Annotated in this window: 13 protein-coding genes; 9 read left to right on the forward strand and 4 right to left on the reverse strand. The window is 41.9% G+C overall.

The genetic code is table 11. The annotated features are described in order from the left end of the window. Positions 1–127: 127 nt before the first annotated feature. Together AACZ88_RS10580 and AACZ88_RS10585 are read left to right on the forward strand one after the other, a co-directional pair. Positions 128–1,249, forward strand: a complete 1,122-nt coding sequence (locus tag AACZ88_RS10580) for a PQQ-dependent sugar dehydrogenase (RefSeq protein ID WP_339709689.1) — start codon at positions 128–130, stop codon at positions 1,247–1,249. Between the two features lie 68 nt (positions 1,250–1,317). After that, positions 1,318–1,722, forward strand: a complete 405-nt coding sequence (locus AACZ88_RS10585) for a cytochrome c (RefSeq protein ID WP_339709692.1) — start codon at positions 1,318–1,320, stop codon at positions 1,720–1,722. Here AACZ88_RS10585 and murQ read toward each other — a convergent pair whose 3' ends face one another. Then, a complete protein-coding gene (gene murQ, locus AACZ88_RS10590) occupies positions 1,723–2,532 on the reverse strand; it encodes an N-acetylmuramic acid 6-phosphate etherase (RefSeq protein ID WP_339709695.1) in 810 nt (269 codons plus the stop codon). A 161-nt stretch (positions 2,533–2,693) separates the two neighbouring features. Further along, on the reverse strand, positions 2,694–3,443 hold the full coding sequence (locus AACZ88_RS10595; protein ID WP_339709698.1) for a DeoR/GlpR family DNA-binding transcription regulator: 750 nt from the start codon (positions 3,441–3,443) through the stop codon (positions 2,694–2,696). A gap of 200 nt (positions 3,444–3,643) precedes the next feature. Here AACZ88_RS10595 and nagB point away from each other — a divergent pair, with 200 nt between their 5' ends. The 3 genes from nagB (at position 3,644) to AACZ88_RS10610 (ending at position 8,640) form a co-directional block, all read left to right on the forward strand. Next, on the forward strand, positions 3,644–5,575 hold the full coding sequence (gene nagB, locus AACZ88_RS10600) for a glucosamine-6-phosphate deaminase (protein ID WP_339709701.1): 1,932 nt from the start codon (positions 3,644–3,646) through the stop codon (positions 5,573–5,575). Between the two features lie 223 nt (positions 5,576–5,798). Next, complete coding sequence (locus AACZ88_RS10605; RefSeq protein WP_339709703.1) at positions 5,799–7,073, forward strand: MFS transporter; 1,275 nt, start codon at positions 5,799–5,801, stop codon at positions 7,071–7,073. Further along, entirely contained in the window at positions 7,066–8,640 is a 1,575-nt protein-coding gene (locus AACZ88_RS10610; protein ID WP_339709705.1) for a glycoside hydrolase family 3 protein, read from the forward strand. Before AACZ88_RS10605 ends, AACZ88_RS10610 begins: the two co-directional genes overlap by 8 nt. A 112-nt stretch (positions 8,641–8,752) precedes the next feature. Here AACZ88_RS10610 and AACZ88_RS10615 read toward each other — a convergent pair whose 3' ends face one another. Both AACZ88_RS10615 and AACZ88_RS10620 read right to left on the reverse strand, forming a co-directional pair. Beyond that, positions 8,753–10,711: a plastocyanin/azurin family copper-binding protein gene (locus AACZ88_RS10615; protein ID WP_339709707.1), complete on the reverse strand. Its 1,959-nt coding sequence runs from the start codon at positions 10,709–10,711 to the stop codon at positions 8,753–8,755. 14 nt (positions 10,712–10,725) lie between these two features. Then, positions 10,726–12,612 (reverse strand): family 16 glycoside hydrolase, encoded by a 1,887-nt coding sequence (locus AACZ88_RS10620; protein ID WP_339709709.1) that lies wholly within the window; start codon positions 12,610–12,612, stop codon positions 10,726–10,728. A 387-nt stretch (positions 12,613–12,999) separates the two neighbouring features. Here AACZ88_RS10620 and AACZ88_RS10625 point away from each other — a divergent pair, with 387 nt between their 5' ends. From AACZ88_RS10625 to acs, 4 genes are all read left to right on the forward strand, one after another. Further along, complete coding sequence (locus tag AACZ88_RS10625; RefSeq protein ID WP_339709711.1) at positions 13,000–14,076, forward strand: anhydro-N-acetylmuramic acid kinase; 1,077 nt, start codon at positions 13,000–13,002, stop codon at positions 14,074–14,076. Positions 14,077–14,175: 99 nt separating this feature from the next. After that, entirely contained in the window at positions 14,176–14,436 is a 261-nt protein-coding gene (locus tag AACZ88_RS10630) for a DUF4212 domain-containing protein (protein WP_339709713.1), read from the forward strand. A 96-nt stretch (positions 14,437–14,532) separates the two neighbouring features. Beyond that, positions 14,533–16,227: a sodium:solute symporter family protein gene (locus AACZ88_RS10635; RefSeq protein ID WP_339709716.1), complete on the forward strand. Its 1,695-nt coding sequence runs from the start codon at positions 14,533–14,535 to the stop codon at positions 16,225–16,227. 38 nt (positions 16,228–16,265) lie between these two features. Continuing rightward, positions 16,266–18,173, forward strand: a complete 1,908-nt coding sequence (gene acs, locus AACZ88_RS10640; RefSeq protein ID WP_339709718.1) for an acetate--CoA ligase — start codon at positions 16,266–16,268, stop codon at positions 18,171–18,173. Positions 18,174–18,506 lie beyond the last annotated feature (333 nt).

Below are 18,506 nucleotides of genomic sequence, written 5' to 3' on the forward strand. Positions count from 1 at the left end.
ATATTTTAAAAGAATCTCCTTGATTTGGGAATCAGAACATTCTTTGGCGTAATTATTTAAACTTATATTTTTCTCTTTATCTTTAGCTCTTTGAGCCACATTATAATATTACTTTTAACGCTGGATTATGAGAAATAGTATTGTATACCTATGTTTAATCGCTGTATCGCTCAATTTATCCTGTGCACAGAACACTACAAATCAAGTAAATACACCGAAAGAAACCCCCTTTACAACGGAACTTTTAGTTAGTGGTTTGCAAATTCCTTGGGGCATGTCCTTTCTACCCGATGGCAGCATGCTTATAACCGAGAAATCTGGCGAACTGATTCATTTTAAAAACGGTTCGAAAACCGAAGTTTCCAATGTGCCGGAAGTATATCAAAGAGGCCAGGGCGGGCTGCTAGATGTAGCTTTGCATCCCGATTACAAAAACAATGGATGGCTTTATTTGACCTATGCCTCTTCAGACGGAGAAGAAAAAGGAGGTCATACGGCACTCATGCGGGCCAAACTGCAAAATAACACCTTGGTGGAGAAAGAAGTACTATACAAAGCATCGCCCAACACGACCAAGGGCCAACATTTTGGCTCAAGAATCGAATTTGACAATGAGGGTTACCTTTATTTCTCCATTGGAGAGCGTGGTGCAAGGGACGAGAATCCGCAAGATATCAAAAGAGATGGTGGTAAAATCTATCGCTTGTTCGATGACGGGGGTGTTCCTGAAGACAACCCTTTTGTGGGTACCAACGGTGCTAAAACGGCCATTTACAGCTATGGCCACCGAAACCCGCAGGGGATGGCCAAGCACCCGGAAACAGGGGCAATTTGGGACAATGAACATGGTCCCCAAGGGGGAGACGAAATCAATGTCATCAAAAAAGGTGCAAATTACGGCTGGCCGGTAATCACCTACGGTATCAACTATAGCGGTACGCCCATAACCGACAAAACTGAGATGCCCGGTATGGAACAGCCCTTACATTATTGGGTGCCATCTATAGCACCTAGTGGCATGGCCTTTGTAACCACAGATAATTATGGAGACTGGAAAGGAAGTATTCTTGTTGGGTCGCTGAAATTTCAATACTTAGAACGATTGGTTCTAGAGGGAAATAAGGTGGTCAGCCGTGAAAAAGTGCTTGCCGATGAAGGACGGGTACGTGACGTAAAAGAAGGCCCGGACGGACTAATTTACGTGGCCGTCGAAGGTAAAGGCATTTTCAAATTAATCCCAAAGAGTTAGCTTTAATAAAAAGTTATGTCGATTACATTTTAACAGTCTTCGTTTTAACAGTTTAGACCACTACCTAAATGAAATTATTCATTTCACTTTACATCATATCCATTACGGCACTCTCTGTATTTTTAATTCAAGAAAAAGAACTTGAAGAAAGTATGGCGCGCGGCGCTGAAATATATGCGGACTTCTGTGTTACCTGTCATTTGGAAAAAGGCGAAGGAGTAGCTTATACCTTCCCCCCACTGGCCGCTTCAGATTATATTGCCAAAAATAGGGAAGCCAGTATTCGGGGTGTGAAATTCGGTCAACAAGGAGAGATTGTCGTAAACGGGGTTACTTACAACAGTATAATGACCCCCTTAGGCTTAGAAGATGAAGAAATAGCCGATGTGATGAACTACGTCATGAACTCTTGGGGAAATACTTCAGATACTATGGTCACTGTTGCCGAGGTATCGGCCATTCAAAAACAATAATTATTGACCCGCATCAAGAGCCGCTTTCACTGAACCATGTTTTTTGAGCAAAATTTCAGCTTTATCATACGCAATGCCCAACCCCTCGGAAACATAGCGAACGCCTCTATCGACAAGTTTAACGTTACTCAATTGCATATTGACCATTTTATTCCCCTTTACGCGACCAATCTTAATCATTAAGGCCGTAGAAATCATATTCAGTGCCAATTTTTGTGAAGTTCCGCTTTTCATACGCGTACTTCCTGTCACGAATTCGGGTCCCACTTTCATTGCGATGGCAATGTCAGCCAACTCGGCTAAAGGAGAACCTGGATTATTGGTAATGCCCCCGGTTAAAACACCGTGTTTTTGAGCTTCGGATAGCCCCCCTAATACGTAGGGCGTTGTTCCCGATGCGGCAATTCCCACTACAACATCATTTTCCGTAACCTTATGAGCCATTAAATCTTTCCAAGCTTGATCGAAATCATCCTCGGCATTTTCCACTGATTTTCGGATAGCGGTATCTCCACCCGCAATAAGCCCTATAACCCGATCATGGGGCAACCCGTAAGTTGGTGGAATCTCTGATGCATCAAGAATGCCTAATCTACCACTAGTGCCCGCACCGATATAAAATAAGCGCCCCCCTTTTTGAAAACGTTCGGCAAGGGCATCGACTAATTTTGTGATTTGCGGAATGACCAATGCAACGGCTTCAGCAACCTTTTTATCTTCCTCATTCATTTTTTGGAGTATGGACATGGTATCCAATTGTTCCAAATTGTCATGGTTTGAAGGTGCTTCGGTTATTTTAGTATAGTTCATAGTCTTAAGATTTGTGTGTGTGCAAAGTTAAGCAGAAAAGCAAAATAAAATGGCCTAGAATCCCATTTGCAAGAATTTCTTTATCCAAATAGAATACATTGAGATTTCATGGGAATACCACAAAGAATTCTTTCCTGTTCAACTTTTAATAGTTCAAGTTGTCAAATCAAACGTATGTCGTGATTTCGAAAAGGTTTTAATAATTCATTCTCAGGTTCCAGCTCGGTAATCATCGTATTTATGGCGTTGATATCACAGGTCTTATACCGATGTTGTGAATTCAACTTTTCGGAAATGGAAAGAAGTACAGATTTTTTAGATGATTTTATTATCGCCTTTTTCACCTGAACAATATCCCAATCGAACTCGGTAAGCCCGTAATAAGAATCAACATACCCTGTTCCAATAAAACTGTAGTCAACCTTAATTTCCGAAAGATTATGAATGGCATTTGCACCAATAGAAATCTGTGATTCTCTCGAGACTTGCCCGCCTACTAAAATTACCGTGATATTACTTTTCGTAAGCAACTCCATCGCCACGGGCAAACTATGGGTAAAACAGGTTAGGTCAAGGTTTGCCGGAATCAATCGCGCCAACTCTAAACAGGTGGTACCCCCATCTAAAAAAATCACACCGCCATCTTTCAACAAAGCCAATGCCTTTTCCGCTATTTTAATCTTTTGGTCTAATTTATAAATGTTATCGTTTCGTGTGCTGTTCGACCTAAATCCTAAGGAAATAGCTCCTCCGTGGACCTTCCGTAATTTATTATCGGAATCAAGCTCTTTTACATCTCTTCTAACGGTGTCAATAGAAACATCCAAGGCTTCGGCTATATCGGTCAACAATATTCTATTGTGCAGCTCAACCTCGCTCAATATGGTTTGATGCCTTTCCTCTTTTAACATACTCTTAAGAATTAAATACACTATATAAAAACAAAGATAGCGAATTAAACGAATATGCTGTTTTTAACAGCTTTTAATTACAAATCACTTAAAAAAAGCATAAAACAGCATCTATACATTGCAAAAAACAGCAAATATGAAATAAATTGCCTACATTTGCATGATTTTAATAGCCAATTGGCAGAACAATAGAACAGTTTATGAAAACGATTTTAGAAAGAGATGGTACTGACATCAGCTACAAACCCGTTGGAAAGTTTGAGGAAACCCGATATGAAAAAATACATAATGTAATTTTTTCAAATTCGAACGAAGCTTCTATCAAAGTTGCCCAAGAGATTGCCAATCTTATTAGAAAAAAGCAGTCGTCGAACAAAAGCTGTGTTCTTGGATTGGCGACAGGGTCGTCTCCGATAAAGGTTTATGAAGAGCTTGTAAGAATGCATAATGAAGAGGGATTAAGCTTCTCTAATGTGATTACCTTTAATCTAGACGAGTACTTACCCATGGAACGTGAGAACCGGCAAAGCTATCATTTCTTTATGCACGAACATTTGTTCAATCATATCGATATACCCGAGGAAAACATTAATATTCCAGATGGAACAGTTACTGGAGAATCAGTCATTCAACATTGCTTGGCTTATGAAAAGAAAATAAAGAATAGCGGCGGACTCGACTTTCAACTTTTGGGTATAGGCCGAACAGGGCATGTTGGCTTTAACGAACCAGGGTCTCACTATAATTCGGGCACCCGTGTAATTACCCTAGACCATATAACAAGGGTCGATGCCGCACCTGCTTTTTTAGGTATAGAAAATGTACCCAGAAAGGCCATCACAATGGGAATTGCTACAGTTCTAAGTGCCAAACGGATTGTTTTACTCGGGTGGGGACAAAATAAGGCCGAGATTATTAAAAAGACAGTTGAGGGCGATATTTCTTCCCATGTACCCGCTACATACTTACAGCAACACGATAATTGCACCTTTGTATTGGATGATGGAGCCGGCTCAGAGCTAACCCGTAACAAAACGCCATGGTTAGTAGATGAATCACTTCTATGGACAGAAGATCTTAGTGCAAAGGCCATCGTATGGCTTTGTAACGAGACAGGAAAGTCAATTTTAAGCTTAACCGATAAAGATTATAATGACAATGGAATGTCGGGGCTATTGGCTCTTGAAGATTCTTATGACCTGAATATAAAAATGTTCAATAGACTGCAACATACCATCACCGGATGGCCTGGTGGCAAACCCAATGCAGATGATACGCACAGACCTGAAAGAGCACTTCCCGCCAAAAAGAAAGTCATTATATTCAGTCCGCACCCTGACGATGATGTTATTTCCATGGGAGGTACTTTCGATCGATTGATCGAACAAGGACACGACGTTCACGTGGTCTATCAGACTTCTGGTAACATTGCGGTTTCAGATACCGAAGCTTTAAAGTTTGCAGAAATAGCAAAGAGAATAGCGCCATCGGAAAAGGCACAAACTATAATAGATTCTATCAAAGCCAAAAAGGGAAGTAGTTTTGATTCTCTTGAGGTACGAAGTTTAAAAGGAAATATTCGGAGAGGTGAATCATATGCCGCCACAAGATATTTAGGCCTTGATGATGCCAATGTTCACTTTTTAGATCTTCCTTTTTATGAAACGGGAACTATTAAAAAGAATAATCTTTCCGATGAAGACATCAAAATTGTCATGGATATTATTAAAGAAATAGAGCCCCATCAAATCTATGCAGCCGGTGACCTTGCCGATCCACATGGTACCCATAAAGTTTGTCTAGATGCAGTTTTCGAGGCCATGAAGCGCCTGAAAGAAGAGCCCTTTATGAGTGATTGTTGGTTGTGGCTTTACCGAGGTGCTTGGCACGAATGGGATATCAATGAAATTGAAATGGCCGTACCGATGAGCCCAGATCAGGTACTCAAAAAACGGTTCGCCATATTCTGCCATCAATCACAAAAAGACGGGGTGATGTTTCAAGGTGACGATTCAAGGGAATTTTGGATGCGCGCCGAAGAACGCAATAAAGATACCGCGTCACGTTACCGTGCACTTGGACTGTCAGATTATGCTGCCATGGAAGCATTTGTACGCCATAAGTTCGATTAAAACAACAAATGGTATTTTAAACCAAACCGTCAAAAAAGTAATGTATTATTTTACTTTTTTGGCGGTTTTTTTATTCCCTGCAATTGGTGATTTTTTATTAAAATCCTTTCACTGGATCAACTTCCTAAAAAAAGCTGGGAACAAAGGTTTTTTGCTTGGCTTTTCCTCTTTTATAGATGGGAAAACAAATCGATTTTGGTACATTTAAACCAAATTGCATTCGATGGTTCAAAAAGATAAATGGGCATGGGCATGGGTGCCCATCCTCTATTTTACCCAAGGCCTTCCCTACGTACTGGTCGTTACGGTATCCGTTATCATGTATAAAAAGCTTGGAATCAGCAATGAAGATATCGGACTCTACACCAGCCTTTTATATTTACCGTGGGTATTAAAACCATTATGGAGTCCGTTCGTAGACCTCAAAAGCACAAAACGCAAATGGTTTTTAAGCATGCAATTGCTCATAGCCATAGCCTTGCTCGGGGTTGGTCTTACCTTACCGACCAATATGTTCTTCACAACCACTTTGGCCTGTTTTTGGATGGCCGCATTCGCCTCTGCCACCAATGATATTGCCTCTGACGGCTATTATATGCTCGGTTTAACGGAAAAAAAACAATCGTTCTTCGTCGGCATGCGGAGTACGTTCTATCGTCTGGCCATGGTCACCGGCGAAGGGCTTATCGTTGTATTGGCCGGATTTCTTGAAAACAAATATGGAGACAATACCAAGGCGTGGAGTATCACCATGACGGCCGCGGCTTTTCTAATGTTGCTATTGACCGTTTCCAACTTCTTTGTTACGCCAAAGTATGAAACATCTTCAGATATTGTCACACAAAAACCGAAAGGCTTTCTAGAGGTGTTCTCATCGTTCTTTACCAAACCAAATATCGGAATCGCATTAGCTTTTATTCTTACCTATCGCCTCGGAGAATCGCAATTGGTAAAGATGGCAGCTCCCTTTTTACTCGATACCCCCGAAAAAGGTGGATTGGGGTATTCTACAGAGCAATTGGGGACTATTTTTGGAACAGCCGGCGTCATCATGCTCTCATTGGGCGGAATTCTGGGAGGCATTTTGATTTCAAGGGACGGATTAAAAAAATGGATGCTCCCCATGGTACTCTCCCTTAATTTGCCAAACGTTCTTTATGCTATTCTGGCAATGACCAAAACAACCAATATAGTGGCGGTAACCGCAACCGTGGTATTTGAAAAATTCGGATATGGTTTTGGGTTCGCGGCCTTTTTAATGTATCTCATCTATATTGCGGAAGGTCCTTCTAAAACTTCACATTACGCCATTGCTACAGGTTTTATGGCTCTCGGAATGATGTTACCAGGTATGATCAGTGGGTATATGCAGCAATGGTTGGGCTATGGTGGCTTTTTTGTATGGGTAGTCGTTGCCGCCCTACCCGCGCTACTATTATTGAAGTTTATAAAATATCCGGCCGATTTCGGAAAGAAAACAACAGCTTCCAATGAATAGTAATTCTTCGTTAAAAATAGCCCGTGCACAACTGTCCCAATCCGAGAAAGTCGGACAACTATTTATGCCCGCAGCTTTTATTAATGATACCGAACAAGAAATACAGCAGATAGAAAACCTGATTTCAAAAGAGGGCGTTGGCGGACTCTGTTTTTTTCACAGTCGTGCCAGTGCCGCGACCAATTTCGAGGGTAAAAAGAAAGTGGTTCATAACGCGAAGAGTTTTGATACGCTTCAAAATTTAATCCAACGTTATCAAAGAGCAGCCAAATACCCCCTTTTGATTGCCATCGATGCCGAATGGGGCCTTGCCATGCGTATCGAGAATACCCCTCAATACCCTTATGCCATTACCCTTGGGGCTATTCAGAACAATTGTGACCTTGTTTTTGAAGTAGGTAGAAATATTGCTTTGGATTGTAAAATGGCCGGTATCCATTGGAATTTAGCCCCTGTAGTCGACTTGAACAACAATCCCAATAATCCGGTAATCGGTTATCGTTCTTTTGGTGAAGATAAGGATCAAGTTACAGATAAGGCATTGGCTTTTATAAAAGGAACACAAAGCGAAGGTATTTTAACCAGCATAAAACACTTTCCAGGCCACGGCGATACGGCCACCGATTCACATTTGGGACTACCCCTGATCAGCAAATCAAAGGAAGAATTAGCCCAAAATGAGCTTTATCCGTTTCAAAAACTAATTGATGAAGGGGTCGATTCCGTTATGGTCGGACATTTATCCGTACCAGCATTAGCGGAGGGAAAAATGACACCTTCAAGTATTTCCAAGACTATTATTAAAGAAATATTGCGAAAAGAAATGGGATATAATGGAGTTGTCATTTCAGATGCCCTGAATATGCATGCCATATCAAAAGATTATCCGGTTAAGGGCGAATTGGAATGGCTGGCCTTTGAAGCGGGAAATGATGTGCTCTGTTTCTCGGAAAATTGTTCTGAAGGTATTCAGGCTATCTTAAAAAACGCCTCTGAAAAGCAAATTGAAGAAAGCTTTCAACGCATTTGGAAGCTTAAAGAAAAAACGATTCAAATTCAAGGGTTGCAATCTAGCATGGCACTCACAAACGCGGATGAACTCAACCTTAAAATAGCCCATAAGAGTCTGACTCTTTTTAAAGGCACGGAAGAAGCGCTAGCTAAATTCTCGACTACATCTTTTGCAGGACTTGAAAACACACAACCTATTGAGAATCATTTTTTTAATTATTTATCGGAAAATAAAAAGTTTAACCGATTTTATAGTACTGAAACAAACACTAACAGTGAGGAAAATATTCTTTTGGCCTTATTCCCGCAACAAGTCAAGCCTGCCCATAATTTCGGGTTTACCGATGAAGAAATTACAGCAATAAACACACTTTTCAGCACTAAAAATGTAGTGTTGTACCTATTCGGAAATCCGTATCTGCTTAATCTTTTTGATACCGAAAAGGCCGAAGGCATCATCATCGTATATCAAAACTTTAAAACGTTTCAAAAAGTTGCAGCTGCCCACTTTTTAGGAGAATTTGACGCCGTGGGAAAACTACCGGTACACCTATAACCTCAAAAAGGGTTTGCTAGGATTTTAATTGCTTCGCAATTTCAATTCTCTCTCTCCAATATATTAAGAGAAAGACGAACTCCTCCCCTAAAATCCCATTTTTAGCTGAAGACTATTCCACAATCAATTTGGCACGCATTATTGAAGAATGCCCGGGAAAGGTACACACGATCCAATACTCGCCGGGAGTATCGGGAATCTGTACATAAATCGTTTCAGAAGATTCCGGTTGTAAAATTCCGGTGTGGTTCAGAACCAATTCGGTATCGGGCACATAGTTGTTGTCAGGACCATCTAAACCAAGAAGCAATGCCAATCTACCAACTTCATCAACCGACTCTTTTCCTTTTTCCGTAATCACGAGATTGTGAAGCATATCGTCGTTATTGTTAAAGGTAAGTTCGAGTTTTGTTCCTCGCTTCACACGTACTTCGGTCACGTCATATTTTAAGCCCGGCGAGGTACCTATTACCAATTGTTTTTCCGCACCATTTTCCCAACTTTCGGGCATTTCAACCGTTCTTTTTGGCTGAACTATGCTTTTATCAGAAGATGCATTGGTTGACATTGAAGGAGATTTTAGCGTTCCTCCAGGCACTTCGTTCAACGTATAATAACCGGTGTCATGTAACAATAACTCTCCCGAGGTCGCCTTCAGCTCTGGGATTTCCAATTGGTGTATGAACCCAAGACGCATGCCGTGGGCGGTCAATTTCACCGAACGTCCGTCTGGCGCCACTTCGGCATTCGCTATCATACCGATTTCGCGATCAATAATATCACTTCCATAGATATAGTGATAGTTGTAGGTAAAGGTAGTAAGCTTATAGGTCGCCGGATTACTGGCTAATGCCTTATTAACGGGTTTCGTAAATTCAAGTTCGAAACCATCATCCAACGCCTTCATCGATTTTATCTCAAACGGCATTTTCCCTGTCCACTTTAGACGCTGAAGTCCGTAAGGCGCTTTTCCCGTAGACGACCAGCCCCTGCTTGTCATACCAACGAACATACTATCATCACTACCCCACAGCATACGTAAAATACCTGATGAAAAACCTTCTCGAAAAGCGAATGTTGCTCCCTGGTAAACACCGTTTACCTTTTCCATAAACACCCGCATAATTTTGCTGTGTCCCTGGTCACCAACGAACATCTGACCTTCGAACGGTCCGAATTTGCCTTTTGTAGTGTCATAAACGATATCGGAAGTCGAAATACCCAAAATCGTATGTGGAAACCATATTGCGGGAGCCCTTAATGCAGGAACTTTCTCAGCATATTCGTAAAGCGTCAGCCCTGATTCCTTTTCAATTTCATCTTGTTTCAGTTTCAAAGGTGAATTGGGCTCCCCACTCCATCGAAGCCCTTCCGGATTACCTGCAAAAGTGCCTTTTTCCAAATGGGTCATTCTTCCGGAGGCTACCCAATCGCCTTGATTTTCGGTGTAAAATACATCGCCTTCCGCATTAATATTAAAACCTGAGGGAGAGCGTAGACCAGTAGCTATAGGTTCCATGTCACCCTCTGGGGTAATTTTTAACAACCAGCCACGCCATTTTACCAAACTAGACCCATGGCCTATCCAAGAGAGGTTGAGTGTCACCAACATATCACCATTATCCATAAACTTAGGGCCATAAGAATAATCGTGGTAGTTGCCCGATAAAGGCCAAGAGTAAACGGTTTTGTACAAATCGGCTTTGCCGTCCCCATTTTTGTCTTCCAAACGGGTAAGTTCTCCTCTTTGGGAAAGATAAAAGCTGTTGTCTTTAAAATTAAGTCCGAGTGGCTCATGTAAACCATGGGCAAACCGCTTGTAAACAGGTTTCTTTCCATAGGGTTTATCAATAACCCACACTTCTCCCCTTCGGGTTGAAACCCCCAACTGATCTTTATCGTTAAAGGCCAACCCCCCAACTTCCAATAAAACATCATCAGGGATGGGAACGTCTACAATATCGTAATAGGCTGTTTCCTTCCTCGCCATTTCAGAGAGGTCTTGGGCCGAAACAAGGGAGCCTAAATTTATTAAAAATACTAATGCTGCTATTTTTTTACTGATTTGCATGTTTCTCTTTTTATTTACCAGATAATGCTGTAATTGATAGTATCTTCCCCTGCGTCTATTTTTACAAGTAGCTCGTCTTTACCGTTTACATGGCGTATGATAGGCTCTAAATTGTCGTTACCGGAAAAATCGACAAAATAGTTTTCATCACTTATGATATAAGTATCATCTGGCAATGCCTCTATTTTTGAACCATCGGCTATTTTATGCCATATCTCCTCCTCTCCTGAAATTGTAGTCGTACGTTTTAAGCCCCTATTGGTCTTCACCGGAACAAAGCGGTCCGTAATGACCGTTCCGTTAATCTCATGAGAAAAAGTAGGTACTCCTTGAGCATCGAATTCATATCCCAATTGTTTTTGTACCACGTTCACAGGAATAGTGTCAGGCCATACTGTAAGGTCATCCTTTAAGAACTCAAAATCTGGATCACCGTGTACCGAAACATTAAAAGCGGCCGGTACCGCCAATTGTTCGATTCCCCTAGAATGCCACATCTGTGTAGTATTAAGAAAACTACCATCCCAGGCCTTTATAAGCGAGCCAAAGGCCAAATCATAAGCGAAATGGATACCTTCGGGCATACCTACCGAAATGACGTGCGTTCTTTTTTTGCCTTCGTGCATTACAAAACCACGCTGGGTTATCGGTTCGTCGCCTACTTCTACCATAATTTCCCGGGCCGGTTTCCCTCTGTTGAAATCTATTGAACCGACTGCCGTCAAACTTTGCTTTTGCAATCCAGGGCCCTCTACCGCCAACTTTAAGCCACGAGCCCAACGGTTATGCTTGTTGTACAATAATTTGAAAGGTACATTACCTTTTTTTAAAGAGATCGTTGCAAACCCAGGGTCATCTAAATTGTAATTTCCGTTCAGGCTAATCAGCGTATCATTATCGATCAATAGAGCTCCGCCCGCCTGACTCAACTTGAAGTCGAAGAGGTAGTCACCGTCTTCAGGAACGGACAGCTCCCCTGTATATACCAATAGCTTCTGGGGTCTTTCCCCGGTTGCCATCAGAGAGGAAATTGAATCGGTAGTAACCACTCGAATCGGTGTTAAACTATCTATGTTTGGGAATGTCTTTGATTCATTTTCATATTCCGCCATTTTAACCCCCACCAAAGAAACTTTTTTATCTTGATACAACTTATACCTTATATTTTTGATGGCAACCGGGCCGTGATCTCCTTGGATCATAAATGGCCCCATAGGTTTTTCATCTGTAAAGGCAGCAGCGCGTGTGGGTCCCGTGACTTCTAAATTTTCATGTAACAGCTCCCCGTTCAAGCGTACTTCTTCAAACCACGCATTTTTTGTTTTTTTTCCATTGGAATCAAATTTGGGCGCATGAAAGATAATTTTAAAGTGCTGCCAAAGACCGGGTGTCTTCGCTGCATTCACCCTAGGGGCTTGACCTTCGAAACCTTTTCTTCCTTCTTTATCATCACCTTGGTATATACCGCCAATATCGGAATACTCAGGTTCTTTCTTCCCCCAACTATCAAAAAGCTGAACCTCATAGCGGCCCTGAAAATATAATCCCGAATTCGAATTAACAGGCATCATTACATCCAATTCCAACTCGATATCGCCATGCTCAAAATCGGTAAAAAGATGGTCCTTTTTTGCATCATCAGGCAAATTAATTAATACGCCGGTACCATCAGCTCCTGTCATTGTTTGCTCTTTATTACGGTCGGCATAGGCACTTCCGACAATTTGCCAATTGTCCGTTGTTTTTTTGAAGCCTGACATATCGTTTAATTCCAACGTTGTAAAAGGCAACAATTGCATGGGTTGTTCTTCGGATGTTTCCTTTACTTCCGAAGCTTTTTCGGTACATGAAACAACTATTGAAAGCAATAAAAGGCAAATGGGATATTTAGAATAGTTCATCAGGTGGTTTTAAGAAAAAGAGCAACAGTTTTCAGATTTAATCGATTAAATCCAAAGAATAAACCGATACTTTGAAAAATTAACAGCGCTAATGTATGTCTTTTTGAGTTTAGTGCAAAAAGGAACTAACAAGAGGCAGATTCTTTTTTTAAGGTTAGCGCAATTCGAAAAATAGCTGCCGTAGTTTTGTGTATTTTTGAAAAAAGAGAGCCGAAAACAAAAATATAATAATGGACAAACGTCAGCTTTTCGTAGTTGAAACAAAAATTAACGATTTTGCCGTCAGATGAAAACCTTTTAGAGTATCACCATGTCACGACTGGTGAAAAATAATACTTCAAGTATTCTAATAACATTTTTGTCAAATGAAAGGTTAAAACGAATTATATGGAACCAAAAAAAATTATCGGATTAATGTCGGGCACTTCATTAGACGGTCTCGATCTTGTATATTGTCATATCTGGAAGGCATCTGAAAATTGGTCATTTGAAATCAAACAGGCCAAAAGCATAACGTATTCCCAAGAAATGCACGGGAAACTCAAAAACGCCATCTCGCTTTCGGCAGAAGATTTGTTAGAACTCAATGCTACTTATGGCACTTGGCTGGGCGAACAGACTAAAACCTTTATCGATGAATATAAATTGGATGTCGATTGTGTTGCAAGCCATGGGCATACTACCCATCACCGCCCAGAAAAAGGATTCACCTTTCAAATCGGCTCAGGCCAACACCTGGCCAATGCCTGCGGAAAAAAAGTAATCTGTGATTTTCGTACCAATGATGTCGCCCTCAACGGTCAAGGTGCACCTTTGGTACCCATTGGTGATCGTCTTTTTTTCGAGCAATATGATTTTTGCCTGAATTTAGGCGGTATCAGCAATATTTCGTTCGAACAACGAGGACAGCGCTTGGCTTATGACATAGGCCTTGCGAATATGATATTGAACCACATCACACAAAAAGAGCTGTTATCGTATGATGCGGGCGGTCAATTGGCGAGGCAGGGAATAACCAACCCCGAAATGCTTCGGCAATTGAATGCATTGGAGTATTATCGACTTCCTTTTCCAAAGTCTATAGGTTATGAATGGTTTATTGAAAAGGTGGCGCCCATTGTCGATAGTACGACCGATGGCATGAAAAACCTTTTGAACACAAGTATTCACCATATCTGTGAACAAATTGCAATTCAAGTCAAGGCGAATACCACCAAATCTAAAAATACCCTTCTGGTTACCGGCGGAGGTGCCCTGAACCATTTTCTGATAGAAACACTGCAAGAGAAACTGGGTACAACCGTTGAAGTGGTCATTCCGTCAAAAACTATCATAGCGTTTAAAGAAGCACTTGTTTTTGCTCTCATGGGCGCTTTGCGCTTGGAACACGACATTAATGTACTGTGTTCTGTAACGGGAGCAAAAAGAGATTCTTCGAGCGGTGTTGTTTTTTTCCCAAGTTAACCTCGCATTTTATTTTTTTTTAAAACACGAGCAGGCGAAAACGTTTGAGTTTGTACTCAAATCACTATATTCGGAAACCAATTTAAAAAACCCAACACCATGTCGGAGAAACAAGATAAGGCAAGCGCGTACTGGAAAGAAAACGTGAAATACTTATTCATACTTCTATTTATTTGGTTTGCTGTTTCTTACGGCGCCGGAATACTTTTTAAAGATGCACTTGACACCATTCAAATCGGTGGTTTCAAACTCGGTTTCTGGTTTGCCCAGCAAGGTTCAATCTACGTTTTCGTCATCTTGATATTCGTTTACGTACGACTGATGAACAAATTGGACAAAAAATATGGTTACAATGAATAGGCCTATCGGGTTTGTACAAAGTACTAGAACAAAAAAAATAAAAACCAACAACCTGAAAACTTCCGTTGTCTCGGAAGAATCAAAAAACCAATAATTATGAGTGTTCGAATCTGGACGTACCTACTAGTGGGCATTACATTTGCAATTTACATCGGCATCGCCATTTGGTCAAGGGCGGGATCGACCAAAGAATTTTATGTTGCCGGAGGCGGGGTCTCGCCCCTGGCCAACGGTATGGCCACCGCCGCAGATTGGATGTCCGCAGCATCATTTATCTCAATGGCCGGTATTATTTCTTTTGCAGGCTACGACGGGTCGGTATATTTAATGGGATGGACAGGCGGTTACGTGCTTTTGGCCCTGCTATTGGCACCTTACCTTCGTAAATTTGGCAAATTTACGGTGCCCGATTTTATAGGGGATCGTTACTATTCAAAAACTGCACGGATCGTGGCCGTTATTTGTGCCCTTATCGTTTCCTTTACCTATGTAGCGGGACAAATGCGGGGCGTGGGCGTTGTTTTCTCCCGATTTTTGGAAGTCGACATCAATACCGGGGTTATTATCGGAATGATCATCGTATTGTTCTATGCTGTTTTAGGAGGTATGAAAGGCATCACCTATACGCAAGTGGCCCAATACTGCGTACTGATATTCGCCTTTATGGTTCCTGCTATTTTTATTTCCATTCAAATGACCGGAAACCCAGTACCACAGCTAGGCATGGGTGCCACGGTAAACGATGGGTCGGGAATGTTTTTGTTGGATAAATTAGACGGACTATCAACCGAGCTAGGCTTTGCCGAATACACCAGTGGTTCTAAAAGTGTTATCGATGTGTTTGCCATTACTTTCGCCTTGATGGTCGGTACAGCCGGACTTCCGCATGTAATTGTCCGGTTTTTTACCGTAAAACGCGTAAAAGACGCCCGGAAATCGGCTGGGATCGCTCTTTTATTGATTGCCATATTGTACACGACCGCGCCCGCGGTATCGGTCTTCGCCAAGACCAACTTAATCAATACCGTAAGCGACAAAGCTTATGATTCAATGCCAATTTGGTTTAAAAACTGGGAAACCACAGGCCTTCTCACTTTCGATGACAAGAATAATGATGGCAAAATTCAATATGTCGCCGACGAACAGGCCAATGAACTCACCATTGATAATGATATCATGGTATTGGCAAATCCTGAGATCGCGGATCTTCCTGCTTGGGTAATTGCGTTGGTTGCCGCCGGTGGGCTTGCAGCGGCTTTATCTACTGCCGCAGGACTTTTATTGGTGATTTCCTCTTCGATTTCCCATGATTTGATCAAAAAAGTATTCAAACCTAATATTTCGGATAAAGGTGAATTGTGGGCCGCACGTCTTTCCGCTACGGTTGCCGTTGTGATTGCCGGTTATTTCGGTATCAATCCACCCGGCTTCGTAGCCGCAGTTGTCGCCTTGGCCTTTGGTCTTGCGGCAGCATCGTTTTTTCCTGCCATTGTGTTGGGAATTTTCTATAAAAAAATGAATAAGGAAGGAGCCATTGCCGGTATGGTCGTCGGTATTGTATCGATGCTTCTGTATATGTTGAAATTTAAGTTCGATATGTTCGGAGGAGGTACCGCCGATGATTGGTGGTTCGGAATTTCACCCGAAGGCTTTGGAACCGTCGCTATGTTGCTTAACTTTATTGTTGCCGTAATCGTCATGAAATTTACGCCAGAACCGCCAGAAGACGTTCAAGAAATCGTCGAAGATATTCGCATTCCCAGCGGCGCCGGCGAAGCCACTGGTCATTAACTATTTATCTATTTTTTAGTATATATAAGCATATTAGTATGAGTAATTATCACATCAAACATTTAGAAGAATACTTTCAGGTATACCGAAAGTCCGTTCGCAACCCTGAAGGATTTTGGGAGGAAATCGCCGAAGAGCATTTTGTATGGCGCAAGAAATGGAACAATGTCTTAAGCTGGGATTTTTCAAAACCCGAAATAAAATGGTTCGAGGGAGCTAAGCTCAATATTACCGAAAACTGCATCGACAGGCATTTACCTACCCGTGGCGAAAAAACGGCTATTCTTTTTGAACCGAACGACCCTAACGAAGAAGCTGAACATATTACTTACCGACAACTCCATGAGCGTGTATGCCGTATGGCAAACGTTCTCAAGGATAATGGGGTTAAAAAAGGAGATCGTGTGTGTATCTACCTTCCTATGATTCCTGAATTGGCCATTTCGTTATTGGCCTGTGCACGTATCGGCGCCATTCATTCCGTAGTGTTCGCCGGTTTCTCGGCCAATGCGCTCTCGACCCGTATCAATGATAGTGACTGTAAAGTGGTCTTGACTTCTGATGGTTCATTTCGAGGCAATAAGACCATTGACCTAAAAGGCATTGTAGATAAAGCGCTGGATGACTGTCCAGGTGTTCATACCGTGCTTGTTGCCAAGCGTATCGATACGGAAATTGAAATGAAGGAAGGTCGTGACAAATGGCTACAACCTCTACTTGATGAAGCCTATGCCGATTGTGTAGCCGAAATTATGGATGCGGAAGACCCCTTATTTATTCTGTATACATCGGGATCTACCGGAAAACCAAAAGGTATGGTGCATACGACTGGCGGGTATATGGTCTACACCGCCTATACCTTTAAAAATATATTCCAATACCGGGAAGACGATGTGTATTGGTGTACTGCGGATATCGGGTGGATTACCGGACATTCGTACATTGTCTACGGGCCACTGGCAAACGGGGCTACTACCGTGATGTTCGAAGGCGTGCCCTCGTACCCTAATTACGGCCGTTTTTGGGAAGTTGTAGAAAAACATAAGGTAAACCAGTTTTATACCGCTCCAACGGCCATTAGAGCTCTGGCAAAGGAAAATCTTGATTTCGTGGAAAAACACGATTTATCTTCTTTAAAAGTATTGGGATCGGTAGGCGAACCCATTAATGAGGAAGCATGGCACTGGTATAATAACAATGTCGGCAAAAAACATAGCCCCATTGTTGATACGTGGTGGCAGACCGAAACCGGAGGTATTATGATTTCGCCCATCCCGTATGTGACCCCTACCTCGCCCACCTATGCGACTTTACCTTTTATCGGCATTCAACCCGCCTTAATGGACGAAAACGGTGCGGAAATCAAAGGCAATCAGGTCGATGGCCGTTTATGTATTAAATTCCCATGGCCATCCATAGCAAGAACCATATGGGGCAATCACGAACGCTACCGTGACACTTATTTTACCGCCTATAAAGACAAGTATTTTACAGGAGACGGCGCATTACGCGATGGTGTTGGTTATTATCGTATTACTGGCCGCGTCGATGATGTCATTATTGTTTCAGGGCATAATTTGGGTACGGCACCAATCGAAGATTCGATCAACGAGCATCCGGCAGTAGCCGAATCGGCTATTGTAGGCTTCCCACACGATGTAAAGGGCAATGCACTTTACGGATATGTGATTTTAAAGGAATTCGGTGAGACCCGTGACCGTGATAACCTGCGTAAGGAAATCAACCAACAGATTACCGAACATATTGGGCCCATCGCCAAACTAGATAAAATTCAGTTTGTCTCCGGGCTCCCCAAAACACGAAGTGGTAAAATTATGCGACGTATTCTTCGTAAAATTGCCAGTAAAGACACTTCGAACTTGGGAGACACCAGTACGCTGTTAAATCCTGAAGTTGTTAAAGAGATCATGAACAACGCCCTTTAGCCGAACAAAGTCAAAAGTGACTTCACGTGTGCGAAGCAATCTGCACGTGTTGCCCATTAGTTCATTATAAACCTCTAGTCCACCTGAGTCGGGCTAGAGGTTTTTGTTTTTTTTTCACCTGAAAAATGTACTAAAAATACCTATATTAGTACCATTGTTTTAAACCAGTTCCCTCAACAAGTCTTTAAAGTCCGTTGGACAAAAAAGTCACCTTCTTCATAGAGGGAAAACATTGAATACTATATAACGTCGGCCAAGGTCATTGCCTTTGGCAATTAACAGATATGGCCTTTAGACCTATTGGATAGGCATTCTAATGTGCTTTCATTTGTC

The organism is uncultured Kriegella sp. (genome assembly GCF_963975415.1).
Lineage (GTDB): Bacteria > Bacteroidota > Bacteroidia > Flavobacteriales > Flavobacteriaceae > Kriegella.